This is a genomic window from Pseudomonas sp. SIMBA_068 (assembly GCF_046534705.1).
Taxonomy (GTDB): Bacteria; Pseudomonadota; Gammaproteobacteria; order Pseudomonadales; family Pseudomonadaceae; genus Aquipseudomonas; species Aquipseudomonas putida.
In genome coordinates this window covers 11,889-33,819 of sequence record NZ_JAWRYI010000018.1, presented here as the reverse complement: position 1 = coordinate 33,819, position 21,931 = coordinate 11,889, and the positions used below count along the sequence as shown (strand labels likewise).

Genomic DNA, 21,931 nt, shown 5'->3' with positions numbered 1-21,931 from the left:
CATTTGGCCCAAGCCAGTTTGCAAAACACCCAAGTACTGAAACAATGCACACCTTTTTTGGACATGGTCGTACGGAGTACAGCGGGTGCAGATCCAGGGTCACTATGAGCTGAAGTTCGAAGCCGTGCGCGAAGCCTTTGCCGCGCTGTTCGAAGATCCCCAGGAGCGTGGCGCTGCGCTGTGCATCCAGGTCGGTGGCGAAACCGTCGTCGACCTGTGGGCCGGCAGTGCCGACAAGGATGGCCAGCAGGCCTGGCACAGCGACACCATCGCCAACCTGTTCTCCTGTACCAAGACCTTCACCGCTGTCACCGCCCTGCAACTGGTGGGCGAGGGCAAGCTGGCCCTCGATGCACCTGTGGCCAATTACTGGCCCGAGTTCGCCCAGGCCGGTAAACAGTCGATCACCTTGCGCCAGCTGCTCAGTCACCGCGCCGGCTTGCCGGCCATCCGTGAGCTGCTGCCCGCTGAAGCCCTGTACGACTGGCAGGCCATGGTCAATGCCCTGGCGGCTGAAACGCCATGGTGGACACCCGGTAGCGAACACGGTTATGCCGCCATCACCTACGGCTGGCTGATCGGCGAGCTGATTCGCCGCGCCGATGGCCGTGGCCCTGGCGACTCGATCGTGGCCCGCACCGCCCGCCCGTTGGGGTTGGACTTCCATGTTGGCCTGGCAGACGAAGAGTTCTACCGCGTGGCGCACATCGCCCGTGGCAAGGGCAACCCCGGGGACGCCGCCGCGCAGCGCTTGCTGCAGGTGACCATGCGCGAACCCGAGGCGCTATCGACCCGTGCTTTCACCAACCCGCCGGCGATCCTGACCAGCACCAATAAGCCGGAATGGCGACGTATGCAACAGCCGGCGGCCAATGGCCATGGCAATGCCCGCAGCCTGGCAGGGTTCTATGCCGGTTTGCTGGACGGCAGCCTGCTCGAATCCGAACTGCTTGATGAACTGACTCGCGAGCACAGCCTCGGCCAGGACCGCACCTTGCTCACCCAGACCCGCTTTGGTCTGGGCTGCATGCTCGACCAGCCTGATGTGGCCAATGCCACCTTTGGCCTCGGCGCCCGCGCCTTCGGCCACCCAGGTGCTGGTGGCTCGGTCGGTTTTGCCGACCCGGAGCACGACGTGGCCTTCGGTTTCGTGGTCAATACACTTGGTCCCTACGTGCTCATGGATCCACGAGCCCAGAAACTGGTCCGTGTTCTTGCCAGTTGCCTTTGATCGGGTAATGCGGGTATTGCCCCGCCCCTTTGACTATCCTCAATGCCAACGCCTCATGTGCGTTGGCAAAATCTCTTTCTAATTCATGGTGTATCGCTGATGTCTTCACATAAAACCTTAGCACTCGCCCTGTGCCTGACCGCCGTTACCGGCTGCGCCAGTCATTCTCCGGACGGCTCCAAGGAAGGTGGCTCCAGCTGGTGGCCTTTCGGTTCCGACAAGGTCGCCGAGCAGGAAGTGAAGGCAGCCGTCACCGAAAAAGTGGCCAAGGCCGATGCCAAGTCCGAAAGCGCCAGCCGCTGGTGGTGGCCGTTCGGCGGCGATGACAAGCAAGCCAAAGGGCCGGTCGTGCCGAAGATCGACCAGAAGGCCACCCAGGCCTGGCTGGACGAGTACGAGCCCAAGCTGCGTGAAGCCATCAAGGACAGCAAGCTGGAACTGGAGCGCCGCGACAATGTGCTGGCGGTCACCCTGCCGGTGGACAGCTCGTACAACCCTGATCGCCCGAACATGCTGCTGCCAATGACCCTCGGCCCGATCACTCGTGTGGCCAAGACCGTCGAAGGCGACCCCAAGACTGCCGTGCTGGTACTGGGCCATGCCGACAGCAGCGGCGTTGCCGCTGCCAACCAGAAGCTCAGCCTGGAACGCGCCGCTTCGGTATCGGCCATCTTCCGCCTTAGCGGCCTGCAGCGTGACCGCCTGACCCTCAAGGGCATGGGCTCGGTCATGCCACGTGCCGCCAACGACAGCATCGAGGGCCGTGCCCTGAACCGTCGCGTGGAAATGCTGCTGACCCCGCAGAACACCATGGTCGCACTGTTGGCCAAGTACCAGCAGGCCGCCCCGGCACCTGTCCCGGCCTCGATGGTTGCGGTGCAGGATGCCAAGGCACCTGCAGCCAAGGCCGTCGACAGCAAGCCAGCAGCCAAGAAGCCTGCGGCGAAGAAGCCTGTTGCCAAGGCCAAGGCCCCTGCCAAGGCCACGGCCAAGAAAACAGCTGCGCCGGCCAAGGCAGCCGCCAAGCCTGCCGCCAAGAAAGCTACCGCTGACAAGAAAGTAGCTGCCAATAGCCCTGCGAAGACCAACTGATCGTCAAGGAAACGCAGCAATGACCCAATCCCTGGCCGATATGCGCCGCGACTACACCCGTGATGGCCTGGCCGAAGCCCAGGCCCCGGGGGAGCCGTTCGCTTTGTTCCACCAGTGGTTTGCCGATGCGGTGAAGACCGAGCAGGTACCGGTGGAAGCCAATGCCATGACCCTGGCGACTGTGGACGGCGAAGGCCGCCCACATTGCCGCGTACTGTTGTTGAAGGGGCTCGATGAGCAGGGCTTTACCTTCTTCACCAACTACGAAAGCGCCAAGGGCCAGCAACTGCAGGCCAACCCTTTTGCGGCCATGACCTTCTTCTGGCCGGCGCTGGAGCGCCAGGTGCGCATCGAAGGGCGGGTGGAAAAGGTCACGGCCAAGGAGTCGGACGACTACTACCAGGTGCGCCCGCTGGGCAGCCGCCTGGGCGCCTGGGCTTCGCCGCAGAGCCGTGTGATTTCCGGTCGTGAAGAGCTGGAGGGCCTGGTCAAGGCCACCGAAGCGCGCTTCTCCGACACCCAGCCGCACTGCCCGGAGCACTGGGGTGGTTATCGTCTGTTGCCTGAGCGTATCGAGTTCTGGCAGGGGCGGGCGAGCCGCCTGCATGACCGCTTGAACTACCGGCTGGTGGACGGGCAATGGCTGCGTGAGCGGCTGGCACCCTGAGAATTTGGGGCTGCTTTGCAGCCCCAGTGATCCATCAGGCTACCCCCGATACCCCGCCGCCTCGCGCTCCAACCACCCCGCCAGTTGCTTGCGCCCCACCTTCTCCCGCCGCGCCTGCGCCAACCTTTCCAGCATGTACTCACGCTTTTCAGGGTCTGCCCCCGCCAGCGACAACGCCAGGTCACGGTCCATCCAGCGGCGCATGCGTACATACAGCCACCAATGGAAATACAGCCCGGCAACGGTGGTGACCACGACGATGAAGTAATCCATGGCTATCCTTGGTCTCAATTGATGAGCCTATGGCACAACCGCACAGGCTGTACCCCGGCTGAATGAAAACAATTTTATTACGTTTGTACCGTGACAGCCGTCAACGTGCAGCGTCTAATGAGCACCTGACTTATGGAGACTTTACCCATGCGTAAATCCGCTTTGCTGGTGGCGACCTTTACCACCATGTCGCTGCTGCTGGGGGGCTGTGCCTCGAGCCTGACCGGTGACAGCTACTCCCGTGATGAAGCCCGCCGCGTGCAAACCGTGCGCATGGGCACCATCGAATCCCTGCGCCCGGTCAAGATCGAAGGTACCAAGACCCCGATCGGCGGTGGCGCTGGCGCCATCGTTGGTGGCGTAGCCGGCAGTGCTGTAGGCGGTGGCCGTGGCAGCATTGTTGCAGCCGTGATCGGTGCCGTGGCCGGTGGCCTGGCCGGTTCCGCTGCAGAAGAAGGCCTGACCCGCACCCAAGGCGTCGAAATCACCGTGCGTGAGGACGATGGCAGCATGCGTGCCTACGTGCAGGCCGTGCAGGAGAACGAAATCTTCCGCGTTGGCGACCGCGTGCGCATCATGACTGTTGATGGCACCAGCCGCGTTTCGCACTGACCGTAGCGCAGTAAAACAAAAACCCCGACATGGCCGCTGCCAGTCGGGGTTTTTTCATGCTTCAGTAACGTCAACCAACACGGGTTTTGCGGCTGGCCATGGCGATGACGGCGTAGCCGATCACTGCGGCGAAGAACGAGCCGGTAAGAATACCCATGCGGTCCATACCGGCGTAATCGCTGCTACCCGGGGCGAAGGCGAGCGAGCCAACGAAAAGGCTCATGGTGAAGCCGATGCCGCAGAGTATCGCCACCCCCAGTATTTGCCCCCAGCCGGCACCCTCAGGCAGCGCGGCCAGGCGCAGCTTGACCGCCAGCCAGGTCAGGCCGAAAACGCCCACGGTCTTGCCCAGCAGCAGGCCAACCGCGATGCCCATCGGCACCGGGTGGGTGAAGCTGTCTACGGTCATGCCTGCCAGCGAGACGCCAGCATTGGCGAAGGCAAAAATCGGCAAAATGGCATAAGCGACCCAAGGATGCAGGGCATGCTCAAGGGACAGCAGTGGCGAAGTCTCGGCGTTGCGGGTACGCAGCGGGATGCACAAGGCCAGGGCGACACCGGCCAGCGTGGCATGTACGCCACTCTTGAGTACGCAGACCCACAGGATCAGGCCAACGATCATGTACGGCCCAAGCTTGACCACGCCAAGCCGGTTCATCGCTACCAGCGCCACCAGGCAGGCCGCAGCCAGTAGCAGCGACACGCTCGACAGTGTCCCGGAGTAGAACAGGGCGATGACGATGATCGCGCCCAGGTCGTCGATGATCGCCAAAGTCATCAGGAACAGTTTCAGCGATACCGGTACGCGTTTGCCCAGCAGGGCCAGCACGCCAAGGGCGAAGGCGATGTCGGTGGCAGTGGGGATCGCCCAGCCGGCCACGGCCGCCGGGTTGTCGCGGTTGATGAACCAGTAGATCAGTGCTGGCACCACCATGCCCCCCACGGCAGCAGTGGCAGGCAGGATCACCTGGGCAGGTTTGGACAGGTGGCCGTCGACCACCTCGCGCTTGACCTCAAGGCCGATGAGCAGGAAGAACAGGGCCATGAGGCCGTCATTGATCCACAGCAACAAAGGCTTGGCGATATTCAGCGCGCCGACCTGGACGGCGACGGGCACATCGAGCAGCCCGTTGTACAGGTAGGACAGTGGTGAGTTGTTGATGATCAGTGCCATGACGGCGGCGGCGATCAGCAGCAGGCCGCTGGCGGCTTCAAGCTGGAAGAAACGGGTAAACAGGCTACGCACGGGCTATAGGCTCTCCATGAGCAGTTTACGAATGATACGGGCGTACACCCTAGCCTGTGACGATATGCTTTAAAACAAAAACTATATTCGTTTTTGTTATATGGTGTTGCCGGCTAGGCTGTGTGAAGCCTAGATGCAGACGGGGGCGGAAGGGGGAGGGAATGTCTGATGTTCGGGTTGGATATTTCTGATTCCTGCAAGGGCCCTTTCGCGGGCGCGCCCGCTCCCACAGGTACTGCGCAGTTCTCAAATACTGTGCAGTACCTGTGGGAGCGGGTTTACCCGCGAAAGGGCCCTGACAGGCGATACAAAATTACAGGCCGAGCATATCCCGCGCTACCGCCTCGGCAATACGGATCCCGTCCACACCCGCGGACAGAATCCCGCCCGCGTAGCCGGCGCCTTCACCCGCCGGGAACAACCCTTTCAGGTTCAGGCTCTGGTAATCCTCACCCCGGGTAATGCGCAGTGGCGACGAGGTCCGCGTCTCGATCCCGGTCAACACCGCGTCATGCAGGTTGTAACCCTTGATCTGGCGGTCGAACGCCGGCAGTGCCTCACGGATGGCTTCGATGGCGAAGTCGGGCAGGCTCGGCGCCAGGTCACCCAGGGTCACGCCTGGTTTGTAGGACGGTTCGACACTGCCCAGGGCGGTCGATGGCCGGCCTGCAACGAAGTCACCCACCAGCTGCGCCGGGGCCTGGTAGTTGCTGCCGCCCATCACGTAGGCGTGGGCTTCCAGACGCTCTTGCAGTTCAATACCGGCCAGTGGGCCGCCCGGGTAGTCGCGCTCGGGGTCAATGCCGACGACGATGCCAGAGTTGGCGTTGCGCTCGTTACGCGAGTACTGGCTCATGCCGTTGGTGACCACCCGGCCTGGTTCGCTGGTGGCGGCGACCACGGTGCCACCCGGGCACATGCAGAAGCTGTATACCGAGCGGCCGTTCTTGGCGTGGTACACCAGCTTGTAGTCGGCGGCGCCGAGTTTCGGGTGGCCGGCGTACTTGCCCAGGCGCGCTTTGTCGATCAGCGTTTGCGGGTGCTCGATACGGAAGCCGACCGAGAACGGCTTGGCTTCCATGTACACGCCCTTGGCATGCAGCATGCGGAAGGTGTCGCGGGCGCTGTGGCCAAGGGCCAGGACCACATGGCGCGAGTGCAGCTGTTCGCCACTCTCCAGCACCACGCCGGTCAGCTGGCCGTCTTCGACCAGCAGGTCGGTGACCTTTTCCTGGAAACGTACTTCTGCGCCGAGGGCGATCATGTCCTGGCGCATCTGCTCGACCATGCCGGTGAGGCGGAAAGTGCCGATGTGCGGTTTGTTGATGTACAGGATCTCGTCCGGCGCACCGGCCTTGACGAACTCTTCCAGCACTTTGCGGCCGTGGTGCTGCGGGTCCTTGATCTGGCTGTACAGCTTGCCGTCAGAGAAGGTACCGGCGCCGCCTTCGCCGAACTGCACATTGGACTCTGGGTTGAGCACGCTTTTGCGCCACAGGCCCCAGGTGTCCTTGGTGCGCTGGCGTACTTCCTTGCCACGTTCGAGGATGATCGGCTTGAAGCCCATCTGCGCCAACAGCAGGCCGGCGAAGATGCCGCACGGGCCGAAACCGACCACGATCGGGCGTTCCTGCACGTCGGCCGGGGCGTGGCCGACATACTTGTAGGTCACGTCCGGTGCCGGGCCGATGTTGTGATCGTCGGCGAACTTGTCGAGCAGCTCGGCTTCGTTGCTGGCTTCGAGGTCGATGGTGTAGATGAACAGCAACTCGCTGTTCTTCTTGCGCGCATCGTAGCTGCGCTTGAACAGGTTGAAGCTGAGCAGTTGCTCGTCGCGGATGCCCAGGCGCTGGACGATGGCTTCACGCAGCGCTTCGTCGGGATGGTCCAGGGGCAGCTTGAGTTCGGTGATTCGTAGCATGGCAGGGTCCAGTATCCCGGCCATGGGCGGCCGGCGGCTTTACACAAACCGCCAAGTATAAGCTGTTCGCCGCCCCGACTGGCAGGATAAAAGTACCCGGTGATCAGTTGTCGCGCGCGCCGCCGTAGTAGCCGCAGCCCTGCAGGGTCTTGCCGTCGATGCGCAGCTCGGCACGCATGTGGTGGATGGCGCCCGTGGCGCTGTCTACGCAGCGCTGCGGCGCGACCCACAGTTCCACGTGCTGGCCGTTGGCTTCGCTGGTAAGGGTCAGGCCGCCGCCGGGTACTTCTTCTTCCAGAAACGGCAGGGGCAAAGGCTGCTGGCCCACGCGACTGAGCACCATGCCCTTGCCGCTGGCCTTGATGTCCCACTCGGGTTCATGACCATTGGCGCGCAGGGTCAGCTGCTTGAAGTTGGGGTCTTCGCAGGCGCGCGTGGAGGGTTCCAGGCGGTACAGGCGGCGCACTTCCAGCTGGCCGTCGTTGTTGGCCTGCTTGCTGCCGGTGAGGCGGCCACGGACGTCGGCGAACAGTTTGTCGTTGGCGTCTTTGGCGAGGTTGGCGGCCTCCTGCAGGATGCCGGTGGCGCCGACGTCGTTGATCACGAACGTGCGGTTTTCGCTGCACGGCTTGAACAGCAGCTGGCCACCGGCGGCACGCAGTTCGCCCTGCATGCGCGTGGTGCCGATATTCGGGTCGCTTGGCGCGTCAGCCATGAGCTGGCAGCCGGCGAACAGGGGCAGCAGGGCGGTGAGCAGCAGGGTGGGGGTGAGGCGCATCGGGCGAACTCCGGGAATCTTTGGCAAAGAGCTGGCCACGTTACTCAGGCCGGCGGTGGATCTCAAGTCAATGGTTACCAGTGCCGGCCTCTTCGCGGGCTCGCCCGCTCTCACAGGTACCGTGGGTTTTCTGTGGGAGCGTGCAAGACCGCGAAGAGGCCGGTACTGGCGAGACATTTCTGGCAGGCATGAAAAAGGGCCCGAAGGCCCTTTTCCGATCAACCCCCCAGGTACGCGTCGCGCACCTTAGGGTCGGTCAGCAGTGCTTCACCCGTCCCCTGCATCACCACCCGGCCGTTCTCCAGCACATAGGCGCGGTCAGCGACCTTGAGCGCCTGGTTGGCATTCTGCTCCACCAGGAACACGGTCACGCCATCGCGGCGCAGTTGCTCGATGATGTCGAAGATCTGCTGGATGATGATCGGCGCCAGGCCCAGCGAGGGCTCGTCGAGCAGCAACAGCTTGGGCTTGCTCATCAGCGCCCGGCCAATGGCGAGCATTTGCTGCTCGCCACCAGACATGGTGCCGCCACGCTGGATATAACGCTCCTTCAGGCGCGGGAACAGCTGCAACACCTTGTCCAGTTGCTCCTGATAGTCGCCCTTGTTGGTGAAGAAGCCACCCATCGCCAGGTTTTCCTCGACGGTCAGGCGGGCGAACACGCGGCGGCCTTCAGGCACCACGGCAATGCTCTTGCGCATGATGTGCGAGGACGGCTGGCCGACCAGTTCTTCACCCAGGTACTTGATGCTGCCACTGTGCGCCTGCGGCGAGCCGCACAGGGTCATCAGCAAGGTCGACTTGCCGGCGCCGTTGGCACCGATCAGGGTGACGATCTCGCCCTGGTTGATCTCCACGTTCACGCTGTGCAGCGCCTGGATCTTGCCGTAGAAGGTGGAAACGTTTTCGAACTTCAGCATTTACGCTTCCCCCAGGTAGGCTTTGATCACATCAGGGTTGTCGCGGATCTCTTCCGGCGTGCCGTGGGCCAAGGGGGTGCCCTGGTTGATTACCACGATATGGTCGGAGATGCTCATCACCAGCTTCATGTCGTGCTCGATCAGCAGCACGGTGACGTTGTGCGACTCACGCAGGTAGGCGATCAGTGCCTTGAGGTCTTCGGTTTCCTTCGGGTTCAGGCCTGCGGCCGGTTCGTCGAGCATGATGATGCGCGGCTGGGTCATCATGCAGCGGGCGATTTCCAGGCGGCGTTGCTGGCCGTAGGCCAGGGTGCCGGCGGTACGGTTGGCGAATTCGGTCAGGTTGACCTTCTCCAGCCAGTACTGCGCGCGTTCCATGGCCTCCTTCTCGCTGCGGCGGAAGCTCGGGGTCTTGAACAGGCCGGCGAAGAAGTTGGTGTTCAGGTGACGGTGCTGGGCGATCAGCAGGTTTTCCAGCGCGGTCATTTCCTTGAACAGGCGCACGTTCTGGAAGGTCCGCACCACGCCCTTGCGGGCGATCTGATGGCCGGCCAGGCCCTGGATCGGCTGGCCATCGAGCAGGATGGTGCCGCCGCTGGGCTTGTAGAAACCGGTCAGGCAGTTGAACACGGTGGTCTTGCCGGCGCCGTTCGGGCCGATCAGCGCCACCACCTGTTTTTCCTTGACGGTCAGGGCCACGCCGTTGACCGCCAACAAGCCGCCGAAGCGCATGCTCAGGCCGCTGACTTGCAGAATTTCACGGCTCATCGATGCAGCTCCATGTGTGGACGTTGCATAGGCAGCAAGCCTTGCGGACGCCAGATCATCATCAACACCATCAGCGCACCGAACATCAGCATCCGGTATTCGCTGAACTCACGCATCAGCTCGGGCAGCAGGATCATCACGATGGCCGCGAGGATCACGCCCAGTTGTGAGCCCATGCCGCCGAGCACGACGATGGCGAGGATGATCGCCGACTCGATGAAGGTGAACGACTCCGGTGTGACCAGCCCCTGGCGCGCAGCGAAGAAGCTGCCGGCGAAACCGGCGAAGCAGGCACCGAGGGTGAAGGCCGAGAGCTTGATGATGGTCGGGTTCAGGCCCAGCGCACGGCAGGCGATCTCGTCTTCACGCAGGGCTTCCCAGGCGCGGCCGATTGGCATGCGCAGCAGGCGGTTGATCACGAACAGCGCGAGCAGGGCCAGCAGCAGGGCTACCAGGTAGAGGAAGATGACCTTGTTGATCGAGTTGTATTCCAGCCCGAAGAACTCGTGGAAGGTCTGCATGCCCTCGGCGGCACGGCGTTCGAAGGTCAGGCCGAAGAACTCCGGCTTGGGGATGTTGCTGATGCCGTTGGGGCCGCCGGTCCAGTCGGTGAGGTTGCGTAGGAACAGGCGGATGATCTCGCCGAAGCCAAGGGTCACGATCGCCAGGTAGTCACCGCGCAGGCGCAGCACCGGGAAGCCAAGCAGGAAGCCGAAGGTGGCGGCCATCAGGCCGGCAATCGGCAGGCACACCCAGAAGCTCCAGCCCAGGTAGTGCGAGAGCATGGCGTAGCTGTAGGCGCCGACGGCATAGAAGCCGACGTAACCGAGGTCGAGCAGGCCCGCCAGGCCGACCACGATGTTCAGGCCCAGGCCCAGCAACACGTAGATCAGGATCAGCGTGGCGATGTCGACCGCACCGCGCGAGCCGAAGAACGGCCACACCAGTGCCGCAACGATCAGACCAATGATCACATAGCGCTGGGTCTTGGGCAGGGTCAGGTAGTTGCTGACGGCCGGCGGGATCAGCTTGCGATCCGAACGGCGGCCCATCACCGAACTCCACTGCTTGTCGAACAGCACGCGCAGGAACATCAATACCGAGCACACGGCGATGATGCTGATGGTGAACGAACCCTGGCTGTGCACGACCAGGCTGATGCCGTCGATGCTCAGTTTCAGGCCCAGCACCGGGAAGGCCACGGCCCAGACCAGCAAGGCGCTGAAGAACGCCTGTTTGAGATTTTTGCTCATACTTTTTCAACCTCCGGGCGGCCCAGGATGCCGGTCGGCCGGAATAGCAGGACAAGAACCAACAAGCCGAATGCCACCACGTCCTTGTACTGGTCGCCGAAGATGTCGGCGCCAAAGGCTTCGGCTACGCCCAGCACCAGCCCGCCGAGCATGGCGCCCGGAATGCTGCCGATGCCACCCAGCACCGCCGCGGTGAAGGCTTTGAGGCCCACCAGGAAACCGGCGTTGGGGTTGATCACCCCGTACTGCATGCTCAGCAGCACGGCCGCCACCGCCGCCAGGGCGGCACCGATGACGAAGGTGAGGGCGATGATGTTGTTGGTGTTGATGCCCAGCAGGTTGGCCATCTTGATGTCTTCGGCGCAGGCGCGGCAGGCGCGGCCCAGGCGGGAACGGGAGATGAACAGGGTGAGCAGGGTCATTGCCACGAGGGTGACCACGAACACCAGGATCTGCATGTAGCTGATCAGAACTTCCTCCGCACCGCCTGGCCCGAACGAGAAACTTCCGGGGATCAGGTTGGGGATGGACTTGTCCTTGGAGTCTTGCGACAGCAAGACGGTGTTCTGCAGGAAGATCGACATGCCGATGGCGGAAATCAGCGGGATCAGACGGTTGCTGTTGCGCAAGGGGCGGTAGGCAACCCGTTCGATACTGTAACCATAGGCACTGGTGACGAAGATCGTCGCGACGAAGGCAACGGTCATCAGGATCGGCAGCGAATGGATGCCCATCATGGCCAGGCCCGCCAGGGCGATGAAGGCCACGTAGGAACCGATCATGTACACCTCGCCGTGGGCGAAGTTGATCATGCCAATGATGCCGTACACCATCGTGTAGCCGATGGCGATCAAGGCATAGGTGCTGCCGATGGTCAATCCATTAACCAGTTGTTGGAAGAAATGGTAGATCTCAGGCATTACAGCGCTCCTAAAAACCTGATTTGCATTTCGCTGGCGGGGGTATGCCAGGAAACCGCGGGTGACGGTTTTAAGATTTTCAGGTGGGCCCGCCCCCGGATCGCGGGAGTCGGGCCCATGAACCTCGTAAAACAAAGCCCACTGCTCGCACAGTGGGCTTCTACGGTCAGCTATTTAGTCACGCAGTTACTGAGGGGAGACTTCGGTCTTCGGCTTGCCGAAGTGCCATTCGTATACCACGAACTTGAAGTCTTTCAGGTCGCCTTTGGCGTCGTACGACAGGTCGCCGGTCGGGGTCTTGAAGGTACCGGCGTGGATGGCTTCTGCCACCTTCTCGGCGTCTTCGGACTTGGCCGCTTTGATGCCTTCGGCGATCAGTTGGACAGCCGAGTAGGCAGGGAACACGAACGGGCCGCTCGGGTCTTTGCCGTCGGCCTTGATGGCGTCGACGATGGCCTTGTTTTTAGGGTCGGCGTCGAACGACTTCGGCAGGGTGACCAGCAGGCCTTCGGAGGCGTTCTGGGCGATCTGCGAGATCGAGTCGTTACCCACACCCTCTGGGCCCATGAACTTGGCTTTCAGGCCTTTTTCCTGTGCCTGGCGCAGGATCAGGCCCAGCTCTGGGTGGTAGCCGCCGTAGTAGACGAAGTCGACATTGTTCTGCTTGAGCTTCTGGATGATCGAGGAGAAGTCCTTGTCACCCGCGTTCAGGCCTTCGAACACGGCAACCTTGGTGCCTTTGCTTTCCAGGGTCTGCTTGACCGCGGTGGCGATGCCTTCACCGTACTGCTGCTTGTCGTGCAGCACCGCAACGACCTTCGGCTTGACGTGGTCGGCGATGTAGTTGCCGGCCGCTGGGCCCTGGGCGCTGTCCAGGCCAATGGTACGGAAGATCATTTTATAGCCACGCGCGGTGATTTCCGGGCTGGTGGCGGCGGGGGTGATCATGATCACGCCTTCGTCTTCATAGATGTCGGACGCAGGCTGGGTAGAGCTGGAGCACAGGTGGCCAATGACGAACTTGACACCGTCGTTGACCACTTTGTTGGCGACTGCCACGGCCTGTTTAGGGTCGCACGCGTCGTCGTATTCCTTGGCTTCAAGCATTTTGCCATCGACGCCGCCCTTGGCGTTGATGTCCTTGATGGCCTGTTTGGCGCCGATGAACTGCATGTCGCCGTACTGGGTCACAGGACCCGTCTTCGGACCGGCGATGCCGATCTTGATGGTATCGGCGGCAAACGAATGGCTGGCTACCCCGGCCAGTACCATTGCGGCGAACAGCTTGGAAATCTTGATCATAGTGCTCCACTCATTCTGTTGTAATTCTTATAGTCCTGGCGGCCAGGGCTACAGACCGGGCGGGATTTGCAGCGTGGCCATGCCAACGCGCAAGCCCACCTTCCCCCGGAACATGTCCCGGAACTGTACCGGTACAGTGTAGAGCGCTGTTTGAGCGCTTGGAAAGCCGTCAAAAAGTGCCTGTTTCCTGGGTTGTCGCGTGCTCGACAGAAAGATACAAAAAGGCGCCATCAAATGGCCTGTATCTGCGACCCCGCCCCACAAGTTCGGGGTCAATCGACCAAATTACATATTTGTACCTGGGTTTTTCTGCAAAAATGCCGACCTTTTTTATTGGCCGATTTTTGCGGATACACGCCCATGACTGATCAAACAAGCACCCTCTATGCCAAATTGCTTGGCGAGACGGCAATCATCGAGTGGAAAGCCCTGGAGCGTTTCTGGGCCAAGGGTGACCTGATTTGGGTCGACCCCAGCCTCGACCTGATCACCGTTGCCGAGGCGATGGCCGAGAATCGCAGCGAGATCTTCGCCAAGTGGCGTAGTGATGGCACTGTTGGGCCGGTATCGGCCGAGCAGGCACTGGACCTGCAAAGCCGCGATCCAGAGATCTGGGCCGTGGTGGTTTCGCCGTTCATCGTGATTCAGGCGAAGCGCCCGACTGAAGCATGATCTTTTTTGGTGCGCAAAAATGCGCAGCAGCCCCGTTTTGGTGCTTGAAGGCGTTCAAGGCGGGTAGAGGTAAGTAACAATTCGGCGTGGCGGTAACAGTTTACGGGATGCGTAATGTGTCCACCGTTCCGGCCAGCCTGGAAAACAATTCGAATAGCCAGGAGTCATTGATGAGCACTGCACTACCTTCGCTTGGATTCGCCGGCATTGGCCTGATGGGCCTGCCCATGTGCCGACGCCTGCTGGCGGCGGGGTACCCGCTGACCGTGTGGAACCGCAGCCCGGACAAGTGTGCTGCGCTGGTCGCTGCCGGCGCGCGCCTGGCCAGCAGCCCCGCCGAATTGTGCCAGGGCAGCGACATGGTACTGCTGTGTCTGGCCGACACGGCCGTGGTCCGCGAGGTGGTGTTCGGCGAGCACGGCATTGCTCACGGTGGGCGCAGTGGCCAGTTGCTGATCGATTTCTCCAGCCTGGAGCCCACCGCCACCCGTGATATGGCCGCCGAACTCGCGGTACTGTGCGGCATGGCCTGGCTGGATGCCCCGGTGTCTGGCGGCACACCCGGTGCCGAGGCCGGTACCTTGGCGATCATGGTTGGCGGTGAAGCGGCCGACCTAGAGCGAGCACGCTCAGTGCTGCACGTGCTTGGTCAGCGCGTGACGCACATGGGGGCTGTGGGGGCCGGGCAGGTGACCAAGGCCTGCAACCAGATGATCGTGGCGTGCAATGCGCTGGTAATCGCCGAAGTGGTGGCGCTGGCCGAGCAGTCCGGGGTGGACGCGACGCTGATCGCCGAAGCACTGGCGGGTGGCTTTGCCGATTCCAAACCACTGCAGATCCTCGCGCCGCAAATGGCCGAAAGCCGCTTCGAGCCAATCAAGTGGCACGTGCGCACGCTGCTCAAAGACCTCGACGGCGCAGTCAAGTTTTCCCGTGAGCAGGGTTCGGCGACGCCGCTCAGTGGCCTCGCCGCGCAGCTGATGCGCCTGCACGGTAGCCAGGGTTACCTGCAAAAAGATCCGGCGACCCTTGTAGAACTGTACCGCAACAAGGGCTGACTCCCTCGCTTTGGCGCTGCAGCCGCTCTAGTAGCGGCCGCAGATCGGCCAGCGGTACCGGGCGGCCCAGCAGGTAACCCTGCAGGTAGTCGCAGCCGTGGGCTTCAAGGAATGCCTGCTGTTCGACGGTTTCTACGCCTTCGCTGACAACCTGCAGGTGCAGGGTATGCGCCATGACGATGATCGCCTGGACGATCTCGCGGTCCTTCTGGCTGCCCGGCACATCCTGCAGGAAGGTGCGGTCAATCTTCAGCACGTCCAGCGGCAGGCGCTTGAGGTAGGCCAGTGACGAGTAGCCGGTACCGAAGTCGTCGATCGACAGCGCCACGCCAAGGGCACGCACGCGCTTGAGCAGGTTGACGGTACGCTGGATATCGCCCATCAGGGCGTTTTCGGTCACTTCCAGCTCCAGGTTCCGGGGCGCGAGCCCGGCGTGGAACAGCGCCTTCTCCACTTCGTTGGGCAGTTCATCGTGGCTGAGGGTTACGGCTGAGCAATTCACCGTCACCTTGATGTCGCCATAACCGTGGCGCTGCAGGTGCGCCAGGTCGGCGCAGGCGTGGCGCATCACCCACAGGTCAAGGTCGATGATCAGGCCGTTGGCTTCGGCAATGCCGATGAAGCGATCGGGCGCCAGCAGGCCGTGCTGGGGGTGATGCCAGCGCACCAGGGCTTCGAGCTTGGCCACCTGCCCGCTGTGCATGTCGAAGATAGGTTGGTAATGCACGCACAGGCCACGCTCTTCGAGCAGGGCCAGGCGCAGCTCTTCTTCCAGTTGCAGGGCAAAGGAGGCCTGGGTTTTCAGGTTGTGGTTGAAAAAGTGCAGGCTGTTGCGCCCGCTATCCTTGGACTGGTAAAGGGCGAGGTCGGCATGCTTGAGCAGTTCTTCGGCGCTGTTGCCATCGTCGGGGAAAATGCTGATGCCAATGCTGGTGGTCATGACCATGCGCCGCCCACCCAGGTCGATGGGCTCTTTCATCCGTTGCATGATGCGCTGTGCCAGGTGGCGGGCTTCGTCGCAGCTGTTGAGGCTGGTGACCACGCAGAACTCGTCGCCTCCCAGGCGTGCAACCAGGTCCTGATTGCGGGTGGCGGCCTTGATGTGGTTGGCGATCACCTTGAGCAGTTCGTCGCCAGCGTCGTGGCCAAGGCTGTCGTTGATGCGCTTGAAGTGGTCGATGTCGAGGAACATCACTGCCAGGCGGTTTTCCGTGGCCTGGTGATCGGCCAGGCGCTCGGCGAACACCTGGTTGAAGCCACGGCGGTTTACCAGATTGGTCAGGGCGTCGTAGTGCGCGGCCTGCTGCAGCGAGGCGCGGGCCTGGTCCAGTTGGCTGAGCAGTATGCTGACCCGGCGCAGGTCGTGCTCCTTGCTCTGCAGCTTCTTGTCGGCCAGTGCGGCGCTGATGCTGGCGCCACTGATAAGCAGGGTGATGAAGCCGATGCCCAGCCCCAGTTGCAGGCTGTTGTCACCAGAGGGCAGGCGCAGTGCGGTATCGGCCGGGATCACCAGGGTCATGGCCGACATGGCGGTAAAGTGGGTGGCGACGATACCACCGGCCATCAGCAGGCTGGCGCCGTACTTCATGGCCTGGTGCAGCGTGCCGCTGCCATTGCGCAAGTACCGGGCCAGGCACAACGCTGCCAGGCTGGTGAGCAGGGCAAGGGCAGCAGAGACCAGCAACAGGCCAGTCTGGTAGTACTGCTGGGCGCCGGTTTGCATCGCAGCCATGCCCACAAAGTGCATGAGGATGATGCCCAGGCCGATCAGTACTGCGCTCAGCAGGAAGTGATGCGCGCGCATCTGGCTGCGGTCGAGGCTGTGCATGGTCACCCAGGCGACGCCCAGGGCGATGAGCAGCGAAAGAATGGTAAGGGAAACGTCGTAGTGCACCTCCACCGGCGCCTGGAAGGCCAGCATGCTGATGAAGTGCATGGCCCAGATGCCACCGGCCAGGCAGCAGGCGCCAAGCATGTGCCATTGTCGGTGGGCAGTGGGGTCTTCGCTGTGGGAGTGGCGCTCGGCCATGTCGAGGGTCGCGAAGCAAGCCGCGCTGGCAACGAAGTAGGCAAGCAGCACCAGGAACGGTTCATGGCGGCAATCGATAACGATGCGCCCGGTTGCCGGAAGGTCGGCGAACAGTTGCAGCCCCAGCCATTCCATTGAGTGCCCCATGATCGAGTTTTCACTCGTCTGCTCTACAACCCTGTGCAGACTGTCCAGAGGCAGTATAGGAAGAGGTGTTTAAGCCTTCCTGAATAATGGCATATTGATTTCTACGATTTGGTTATCAACCCAATCGCCATCAGGCATAAAGAGGGGCATATACGTGTAGGAGCAGCCTTGTGCTGCGAAGAGGCCGTAAGCCTCACAATAATGTTGTGGGGCATACGGCCTCTTCGCAGCACAAGGCTGCTCCTACAAAATGGTGGTCAGGCCACCAGCGGGCGTGTCAGATCAGCCAGCCACCAGCACGCGAATGGCCTCCAGGCGCAAGGCGGCCTTGTCCAGCATCGCCAGGCCGTCTTCACGCTGCTTGCGCAGGGCGTCGATTTCGCTGTCGCGCACGCTTGGGTTGACCGCTTGCAGTGCCACCAGGCGGGCGAGCTCTTCGTCGGCCTCGGCTGCCAGACGGCGCTGGGCTTCGGCTACGCGCTCGACGTGGGTCGGCATGATCTTCTCTTCACCGCCACTGATGCGCTTGGCGAGCACGTCCCGCTGGGCCTGGACGAACTTGTTGGCGCTGGCACGCGGCACGCTTTCGAGCTGCTCGTTGAGGGTTTCGAAAGCCACGCGGGAGGCCAGGTCGTTGCCGTTGGCGTCGAGCAGGCAGCGCAGTGCCGCCGGCGGCAGGTAGCGGCCCAGCTGCAGGCTGCGTGGTGCCACCACCTCGCTGACGAACAGCAATTCGAGCAGGACGGTGCCCGGCTTGAGTGCCTTGTTCTTGATCAGTGCCACGGCGGTGTTGCCCATAGAGCCGGACAGCACCAGGTCCATGCCGCCCTGCACCATAGGGTGCTCCCAGGTGAGGAACTGCATGTCCTCGCGCGACAGCGCCTGGGCACGGTCGTAGGTGATGGTCACGCCTTCGTCGTCGCCCAGCGGGAAGCTGGCATCGAGCATCTTTTCGCTCGGCTTGAGGATCAGGGCGTTCTCGGAATGGTCTTCGCTGTCGATGCCGAAGGCGTCGAACAGGGTTTCCATGTAGATCGGCAGGGCAAACTGGTCGTCCTGTTCGAGAATGGCCTCGACCAGCGCCTGGCCTTCGCCGGCACCGCCGGAGTTGAGCTCCAGCAGGCGGTCGCGGCCAGTGTGCAGTTCGGCTTCCAGGCGCTCGCGCTCGCTGCGGGCGTCGTTCACCAGGGAATCCCAGGCCTTGCTCTCGCCACCTTCAAGCAGCGACAGCAGGCGTGGGCCGAACTGGTGCTGAAGGGCGTTGCCGGTGGGGCAGGTGTTGAGGAAGGCGTTAAGGCCTTCGTGGTACCACTGGAACAGGCGCTCTTGCGGGCTGCCCAGCAAGTACGGGATGTGCAACTGGATGGTGTGCTTCTGGCCGATCCGGTCAAGGCGGCCGATGCGCTGTTCGAGCAGGTCCGGGTGTGCTGGCAGGTCGAACATCACCAGGTGATGGGCGAACTGGAAGTTGCGGCCTTCGCTGCCGATCTCGGAGCAGATCAGCACTTGCGCACCGAATTCTTCGTCGGCGAAGTAGGCGGCGGCGCGGTCGCGCTCGAGGATGTTCATGCCTTCATGGAACACCGAGGCCGGGATGCCGGAGCGCACGCGCAGGGCGTCTTCCAGGTCCATGGCGGTTTCGGCGTGCGCGCAGATGACCAGTACCTTGGTGCGCTTGAGCATCTTCAGGGTGTCGATCAGCCAGTCGACGCGCGGGTCGAAACGCCACCAACGCTCGTCGTCAGCCACATCACCCTGGGCCTGGAAGGCGACTTCCGGGTACAGCTCGGCGTGCTCGCCGGCTGGCAGGTCGCGGTACTGCTCGGGTGTGGCCAGCGGGTAAGGGTGCAACTGGCGCTCGGGGAAGCCCTGGATTGCCGCACGGGTGTTACGGAACAGGACGCGGCCGGTGCCGTGGCGGTCCAGCAGCTCGCGGATCAGGCGTGCGCTGGCCTGGCTGTCGCCGTCGCTGACTGCAGCCAACAGGGCTTCGCTTTCGGCACCCAGGAAACCCTGGATGGTGGCGTGGGCCTTGGGCGACAGGCGGCCTTCATCGAGTAGCTCCTGCACGGCTTCAGCCACCGGGCGATAGTGCTCGCTCTCGGCGCGGAAGGCGGCCAGGTCGTGGAAGCGGTTGGGGTCGAGCAGGCGCAGGCGGGCGAAGTGGCTGTCCTGGCCAAGCTGCTCGGGGGTGGCGGTGAGCAGCAGCACGCCCGGAATCACCTGGGCCAGTTGCTCGACCAGGCCGTATTCGGCGCTGACTTGGTCTTCGTGCCAGACCAGGTGGTGGGCCTCGTCGACGACCATCATGTCCCAGCCAGCGGCAAACAATGCGTCCTGGGCCTTTTCGTCGTCGACCAGCCATTCCAGTGCAACCAGCGCCAGCTGGGCATCCTCGAACGGGTTGCTGGCGTCGCTTTCGATAAAGCGCTCGGCATCGAACAGGGCCACTTGCAGGTTGAAGCGGCGGCGCATTTCCACCAGCCACTGGTGCTGGAGGTTTTCCGGCACCAGGATCAGCACGCGGCTGGCGCGGCCCGACAGCAACTGGCGATGGATCACCAGGCCGGCCTCGATGGTTTTACCCAGGCCCACTTCGTCGGCCAGCAGTACCCGCGGGGCGCTGCGGTCGGCGACTTCACGAGCGATGTGCAGCTGGTGGGCGATCGGTTGCGCGCGGCAGCCCCCCAGGCCCCACAGCGCCGACTGCATCTGCTTGCTGGTGTGCTGCAGGGTGTTGTAGCGCAGGCTGAACCACGACAGGGGGTCGATCTGCCCTGCAAACAGCCGGTCACTTGCCAGGCGGAACTGGATGAAGTTCGACAGCTGGGTTTCTGGCAGGGTACGCGGCTGGTTCTGACCGTCCAGGCCGTGGTAGACCATCAGCCCGTCGATGTCGTCGACTTCGCGCACGGTCAGCTTCCAGCCCTCGAAGTGGGTGATCTGGTCACCTGGCGAGAAGCGCACGCGGGTCAGCGGCGCGTTGCGCAGGGAATACTGGCGTGTGTCGCCAGTGGCCGGGTAGAGCACGGTCAACAGGCGGCCATCCTGCGCCAGGATGGTACCCAGGCCGAGCTCTGCTTCGCTGTCGCTGATCCAGCGTTGCCCCGGTTGATACTGCTGCGCCATACTGCCTGAACTCCCGCGATGAAAAAGCCGATTATGTTAACGGATCGGCCGGTCAGACCAAAGTGCGAACGCACCGAAAGGTGCCGATCGACAACAGGAAGTTAGTCAGTCTAGCCGTTTCATCGTCTTGCACCGTGCAGCTGACGAGGGCCTCGGATCAACATGTCTGCCAAGCACCGCTGGATCAGCGCTTCCATGGCCGTGGGCAGCCTGTTGCTGCTGGCCGCCTGCGAGCAGAAAAACTTTGAGACCTTGCCGGCCATCCCGATGGAGCAACTTGAGGTCCTGGGCGTGCAGACGCCGATCAAGAGCGTGCACTTTCGTGACCGCGACGGTGAAGGCCTGTTGGTATTGAGCCGCAGCGATGGCCAGGCCAGCGACCCGGAAAGCGAGCAGGAAGTGGACAAGGTGGTACTCAAGGCCACCCTGTACGGGCGCACTGCGGAAAGCGATGCATTCAAGGCGCGCTGGCAGATCGAGCAGGAAACCACCTGCCCGGGGCTGGACCTGGACGTGGACTTCTATACCGACGTCAGTGATGTCAGCGACCTGAACAAGGATGATGTGGCCGAGGTTACGGTGGCCAGCCATGCCTTCTGTGGCGGCGGCATCGACCCGCACGATATCGCTATCGAGATGCGCGAAGGGCAGGCCAGTTACACCATCACCGGCCAGTCACTGATCAGCCCGGCGGGTGAGGAGCCGATCGGCGGTGACCGGGATGACAGTGCCTCGCTCAAAGCCGCGCCGCAGGTGCTGCGCGACCACATGGATGCGGTCTGGCAGCAGGTTTACAAGCGGCCCTGGAGCGAAGCCAGCCCGCCAAGCGACGATGATCCTGACGACGAAGCCGAGTAATTGTTGTCCATGACATCAAGGTAAACCCGCGCCTGCCGATACAGGGGGCATAGGAGAACGTCCATGCTGCCGCCAATCATCCCGCTCAGCGCTGCCCCGGTGACCTCGCAACTGGACCCGGTCAAGCCGACCCCCGACATCAAGCCGGTGGTGCCGGCGCAGCCTACGTCCAGCGAAAGTGGCATCGACCTCAAGCACCAGCGCGACCCGCAGGAGCAGGTGCTGTTGCTGCGCGAGGAGCAGCGGCGCCAGCAGCAACGTCGCAAGCAGGGCGACCAGGATCGCTACAGTGCCGTGCCAGGTGACGAGGTCAACGCTGACAACACCGTGCCGGTCGCCCCGTTGATGGGCGAGCACGTACGCCAGGGGCTGCTGGTGGATATCGAAGTCTGACGCGGGGCTGGTCAGCGCCTGCGCCTGGCTTCATCATGCAAGCCTCAGTTGATCGTCGAGCCCGCCCATGAGCCAAGACAACCTCATCGATTTTGATGCCGAACGCGCCAAGCGCGTCCACGACCTCAAGGAAAAGCGCCTGAACGAAATGCGCAACGCGTTCGAGCAGGCCCTGCCGTTGAGCACCAGCAAGAAAAAGAAGCCCAAGGGCAAACCGAAGAAGCGCTGAAACTTGACGCAGGTCAACCCTGCAGCCGCCTCGCGTGCCCGGCCCCGGGCACCATTGACCCCGATCAATTTTCTCCCCCCTCACATTGGTTAACGTTCACCCATCGGACAACGGCAGACGAATGGGAGGCCAGCATGTTCTTCGACAACGTGGTTATCGCTGGTGTGGTAACGGTCGGGTTGATGGTCGCTTTCTTTGCCGGTCTGGGCATTTTCATCTGGAAGGACTCGAACAAGCGCAAGCCGCGCTGACCTTTCGGGTACACGAGCACGCAAGGCATTTAGGGCGACTTCGGTCGCCCATTTTTTTTGCCTGGGATTTAAGTGTTGCCTGTGCCGGCCCTTTCGCAGCACAAGGCTGCTCCTACAGGTTGAGCGTGATGCCTGGCTCTACGGGATCTCTGTAGGAGCAGCCTGGTGCTGCGAAAGGGCCG

At 62.6% G+C, this 21,931-nt stretch carries 21 protein-coding genes; 10 read left to right on the top strand and 11 right to left on the bottom strand.

Annotated features, from left to right (window positions below):
- The first annotated feature begins 85 nt into the window (after positions 1–85).
- From SB756_RS27510 to pdxH, 3 genes are all read left to right on the top strand, one after another.
- The gene (locus SB756_RS27510) at positions 86–1,231 is read left to right on the top strand and encodes an EstA family serine hydrolase (protein WP_043197536.1); all 1,146 of its coding nucleotides are present in this window, start codon (positions 86–88) and stop codon (positions 1,229–1,231) included.
- A 99-nt stretch (positions 1,232–1,330) separates the two neighbouring features.
- The gene (locus SB756_RS27505) at positions 1,331–2,323 is read left to right on the top strand and encodes an OmpA family protein (RefSeq protein WP_341796597.1); all 993 of its coding nucleotides are present in this window, start codon (positions 1,331–1,333) and stop codon (positions 2,321–2,323) included.
- Between the two features lie 19 nt (positions 2,324–2,342).
- Positions 2,343–2,990, top strand: coding sequence for a pyridoxamine 5'-phosphate oxidase (pdxH, locus tag SB756_RS27500; RefSeq protein ID WP_341796596.1), 648 nt, complete (start codon positions 2,343–2,345; stop codon positions 2,988–2,990).
- Between the two features lie 39 nt (positions 2,991–3,029).
- On the opposite strand, the gene SB756_RS27495 is transcribed toward pdxH, so the two are convergent.
- The gene (locus SB756_RS27495; RefSeq protein WP_410912666.1) at positions 3,030–3,263 is read right to left on the bottom strand and encodes a hypothetical protein; all 234 of its coding nucleotides are present in this window, start codon (positions 3,261–3,263) and stop codon (positions 3,030–3,032) included.
- Between the two features lie 147 nt (positions 3,264–3,410).
- Here SB756_RS27495 and SB756_RS27490 point away from each other — a divergent pair, with 147 nt between their 5' ends.
- Positions 3,411–3,875, top strand: coding sequence for a glycine zipper 2TM domain-containing protein (locus tag SB756_RS27490; RefSeq protein ID WP_009684613.1), 465 nt, complete (start codon positions 3,411–3,413; stop codon positions 3,873–3,875).
- A gap of 70 nt (positions 3,876–3,945) precedes the next feature.
- Here SB756_RS27490 and nhaA read toward each other — a convergent pair whose 3' ends face one another.
- The 8 genes from nhaA to SB756_RS27450 form a co-directional block, all read right to left on the bottom strand.
- On the bottom strand, positions 3,946–5,121 hold the full coding sequence (gene nhaA, locus SB756_RS27485) for a Na+/H+ antiporter NhaA (protein ID WP_341796594.1): 1,176 nt from the start codon (positions 5,119–5,121) through the stop codon (positions 3,946–3,948).
- Between the two features lie 313 nt (positions 5,122–5,434).
- Entirely contained in the window at positions 5,435–7,042 is a 1,608-nt protein-coding gene (locus tag SB756_RS27480) for an NAD(P)/FAD-dependent oxidoreductase (protein WP_041167602.1), read from the bottom strand.
- 103 nt (positions 7,043–7,145) lie between these two features.
- Positions 7,146–7,820, bottom strand: coding sequence for a COG3650 family protein (locus SB756_RS27475; protein ID WP_341796592.1), 675 nt, complete (start codon positions 7,818–7,820; stop codon positions 7,146–7,148).
- A gap of 218 nt (positions 7,821–8,038) precedes the next feature.
- On the bottom strand, positions 8,039–8,740 hold the full coding sequence (locus SB756_RS27470) for an ABC transporter ATP-binding protein (protein ID WP_016498257.1): 702 nt from the start codon (positions 8,738–8,740) through the stop codon (positions 8,039–8,041).
- Entirely contained in the window at positions 8,741–9,508 is a 768-nt protein-coding gene (gene livG, locus SB756_RS27465) for a high-affinity branched-chain amino acid ABC transporter ATP-binding protein LivG (RefSeq protein ID WP_003254878.1), read from the bottom strand. It abuts the gene before it with no gap.
- Positions 9,505–10,761, bottom strand: coding sequence for a high-affinity branched-chain amino acid ABC transporter permease LivM (locus tag SB756_RS27460; protein WP_341796591.1), 1,257 nt, complete (start codon positions 10,759–10,761; stop codon positions 9,505–9,507). Before SB756_RS27460 ends, livG begins: the two co-directional genes overlap by 4 nt.
- Positions 10,758–11,681 carry a high-affinity branched-chain amino acid ABC transporter permease LivH gene (gene livH / locus SB756_RS27455; RefSeq protein ID WP_008097482.1) on the bottom strand — a complete coding sequence of 308 codons (924 nt, stop codon included), beginning with the start codon at positions 11,679–11,681 and terminating at the stop codon, positions 10,758–10,760. Before livH ends, SB756_RS27460 begins: the two co-directional genes overlap by 4 nt.
- A 186-nt stretch (positions 11,682–11,867) precedes the next feature.
- Positions 11,868–12,983, bottom strand: coding sequence for a branched-chain amino acid ABC transporter substrate-binding protein (locus SB756_RS27450; RefSeq protein WP_341796590.1), 1,116 nt, complete (start codon positions 12,981–12,983; stop codon positions 11,868–11,870).
- A gap of 360 nt (positions 12,984–13,343) precedes the next feature.
- Between SB756_RS27450 and SB756_RS27445 the strand changes: the two genes are divergently transcribed.
- Both SB756_RS27445 and SB756_RS27440 read left to right on the top strand, forming a co-directional pair.
- On the top strand, positions 13,344–13,655 hold the full coding sequence (locus SB756_RS27445) for a DUF2288 domain-containing protein (protein WP_063422167.1): 312 nt from the start codon (positions 13,344–13,346) through the stop codon (positions 13,653–13,655).
- 170 nt (positions 13,656–13,825) lie between these two features.
- Entirely contained in the window at positions 13,826–14,713 is an 888-nt protein-coding gene (locus tag SB756_RS27440; RefSeq protein WP_410912662.1) for an NAD(P)-dependent oxidoreductase, read from the top strand.
- Here SB756_RS27440 and SB756_RS27435 read toward each other — a convergent pair.
- Together SB756_RS27435 and rapA are read right to left on the bottom strand one after the other, a co-directional pair.
- The gene (locus SB756_RS27435; RefSeq protein ID WP_341798922.1) at positions 14,613–16,877 is read right to left on the bottom strand and encodes a putative bifunctional diguanylate cyclase/phosphodiesterase; all 2,265 of its coding nucleotides are present in this window, start codon (positions 16,875–16,877) and stop codon (positions 14,613–14,615) included. The genes SB756_RS27440 and SB756_RS27435 overlap by 101 nt on opposite strands.
- 294 nt (positions 16,878–17,171) lie before the next feature.
- Positions 17,172–20,018: an RNA polymerase-associated protein RapA gene (gene rapA / locus SB756_RS27430; protein ID WP_410912660.1), complete on the bottom strand. Its 2,847-nt coding sequence runs from the start codon at positions 20,016–20,018 to the stop codon at positions 17,172–17,174.
- A gap of 162 nt (positions 20,019–20,180) precedes the next feature.
- Here rapA and SB756_RS27425 point away from each other — a divergent pair, with 162 nt between their 5' ends.
- From SB756_RS27425 to ccoM, 4 genes are all read left to right on the top strand, one after another.
- Positions 20,181–20,876 carry a M949_RS01915 family surface polysaccharide biosynthesis protein gene (locus SB756_RS27425; RefSeq protein WP_049278000.1) on the top strand — a complete coding sequence of 232 codons (696 nt, stop codon included), beginning with the start codon at positions 20,181–20,183 and terminating at the stop codon, positions 20,874–20,876.
- Positions 20,877–20,939: 63 nt separating this feature from the next.
- Positions 20,940–21,269, top strand: a complete 330-nt coding sequence (locus SB756_RS27420) for a hypothetical protein (RefSeq protein ID WP_016498265.1) — start codon at positions 20,940–20,942, stop codon at positions 21,267–21,269.
- A gap of 67 nt (positions 21,270–21,336) precedes the next feature.
- Positions 21,337–21,498 (top strand): hypothetical protein, encoded by a 162-nt coding sequence (locus tag SB756_RS27415; protein WP_003254864.1) that lies wholly within the window; start codon positions 21,337–21,339, stop codon positions 21,496–21,498.
- Positions 21,499–21,632: 134 nt separating this feature from the next.
- The gene (gene ccoM / locus SB756_RS27410; RefSeq protein WP_003254862.1) at positions 21,633–21,749 is read left to right on the top strand and encodes a cytochrome c oxidase subunit CcoM; all 117 of its coding nucleotides are present in this window, start codon (positions 21,633–21,635) and stop codon (positions 21,747–21,749) included.
- Positions 21,750–21,931 lie beyond the last annotated feature (182 nt).

Excerpts from the sequence above, each read along its gene's own strand:
- SB756_RS27505 (WP_341796597.1), top strand. The coding sequence starts at position 1,331 with ATGTCTTCACATAAAACCTTAGCACTCGCCCTGTGCCTGACCGCCGTT.
- pdxH (WP_341796596.1), top strand. The coding sequence starts at position 2,343 with ATGACCCAATCCCTGGCCGATATGCGCCGCGACTACACCCGTGATGGC.
- SB756_RS27495 (WP_410912666.1), bottom strand. The coding sequence starts at position 3,263 with ATGGATTACTTCATCGTCGTGGTCACCACCGTTGCCGGGCTGTATTTC.
- SB756_RS27490 (WP_009684613.1), top strand. The coding sequence starts at position 3,411 with ATGCGTAAATCCGCTTTGCTGGTGGCGACCTTTACCACCATGTCGCTG.
- SB756_RS27480 (WP_041167602.1), bottom strand. The coding sequence starts at position 7,042 with ATGCTACGAATCACCGAACTCAAGCTGCCCCTGGACCATCCCGACGAA.
- SB756_RS27475 (WP_341796592.1), bottom strand. The coding sequence starts at position 7,820 with ATGCGCCTCACCCCCACCCTGCTGCTCACCGCCCTGCTGCCCCTGTTC.
- SB756_RS27470 (WP_016498257.1), bottom strand. The coding sequence starts at position 8,740 with ATGCTGAAGTTCGAAAACGTTTCCACCTTCTACGGCAAGATCCAGGCG.
- livG (WP_003254878.1), bottom strand. The coding sequence starts at position 9,508 with ATGAGCCGTGAAATTCTGCAAGTCAGCGGCCTGAGCATGCGCTTCGGC.
- SB756_RS27460 (WP_341796591.1), bottom strand. The coding sequence starts at position 10,761 with ATGAGCAAAAATCTCAAACAGGCGTTCTTCAGCGCCTTGCTGGTCTGG.
- livH (WP_008097482.1), bottom strand. The coding sequence starts at position 11,681 with ATGCCTGAGATCTACCATTTCTTCCAACAACTGGTTAATGGATTGACC.
- SB756_RS27450 (WP_341796590.1), bottom strand. The coding sequence starts at position 12,983 with ATGATCAAGATTTCCAAGCTGTTCGCCGCAATGGTACTGGCCGGGGTA.
- SB756_RS27445 (WP_063422167.1), top strand. The coding sequence starts at position 13,344 with ATGACTGATCAAACAAGCACCCTCTATGCCAAATTGCTTGGCGAGACG.
- SB756_RS27440 (WP_410912662.1), top strand. The coding sequence starts at position 13,826 with ATGAGCACTGCACTACCTTCGCTTGGATTCGCCGGCATTGGCCTGATG.
- SB756_RS27435 (WP_341798922.1), bottom strand. The coding sequence starts at position 16,877 with ATGGAATGGCTGGGGCTGCAACTGTTCGCCGACCTTCCGGCAACCGGG.
- rapA (WP_410912660.1), bottom strand. The coding sequence starts at position 20,018 with ATGGCGCAGCAGTATCAACCGGGGCAACGCTGGATCAGCGACAGCGAA.
- SB756_RS27425 (WP_049278000.1), top strand. The coding sequence starts at position 20,181 with ATGTCTGCCAAGCACCGCTGGATCAGCGCTTCCATGGCCGTGGGCAGC.
- SB756_RS27420 (WP_016498265.1), top strand. The coding sequence starts at position 20,940 with ATGCTGCCGCCAATCATCCCGCTCAGCGCTGCCCCGGTGACCTCGCAA.
- SB756_RS27415 (WP_003254864.1), top strand. The coding sequence starts at position 21,337 with ATGAGCCAAGACAACCTCATCGATTTTGATGCCGAACGCGCCAAGCGC.
- ccoM (WP_003254862.1), top strand. The coding sequence starts at position 21,633 with ATGTTCTTCGACAACGTGGTTATCGCTGGTGTGGTAACGGTCGGGTTG.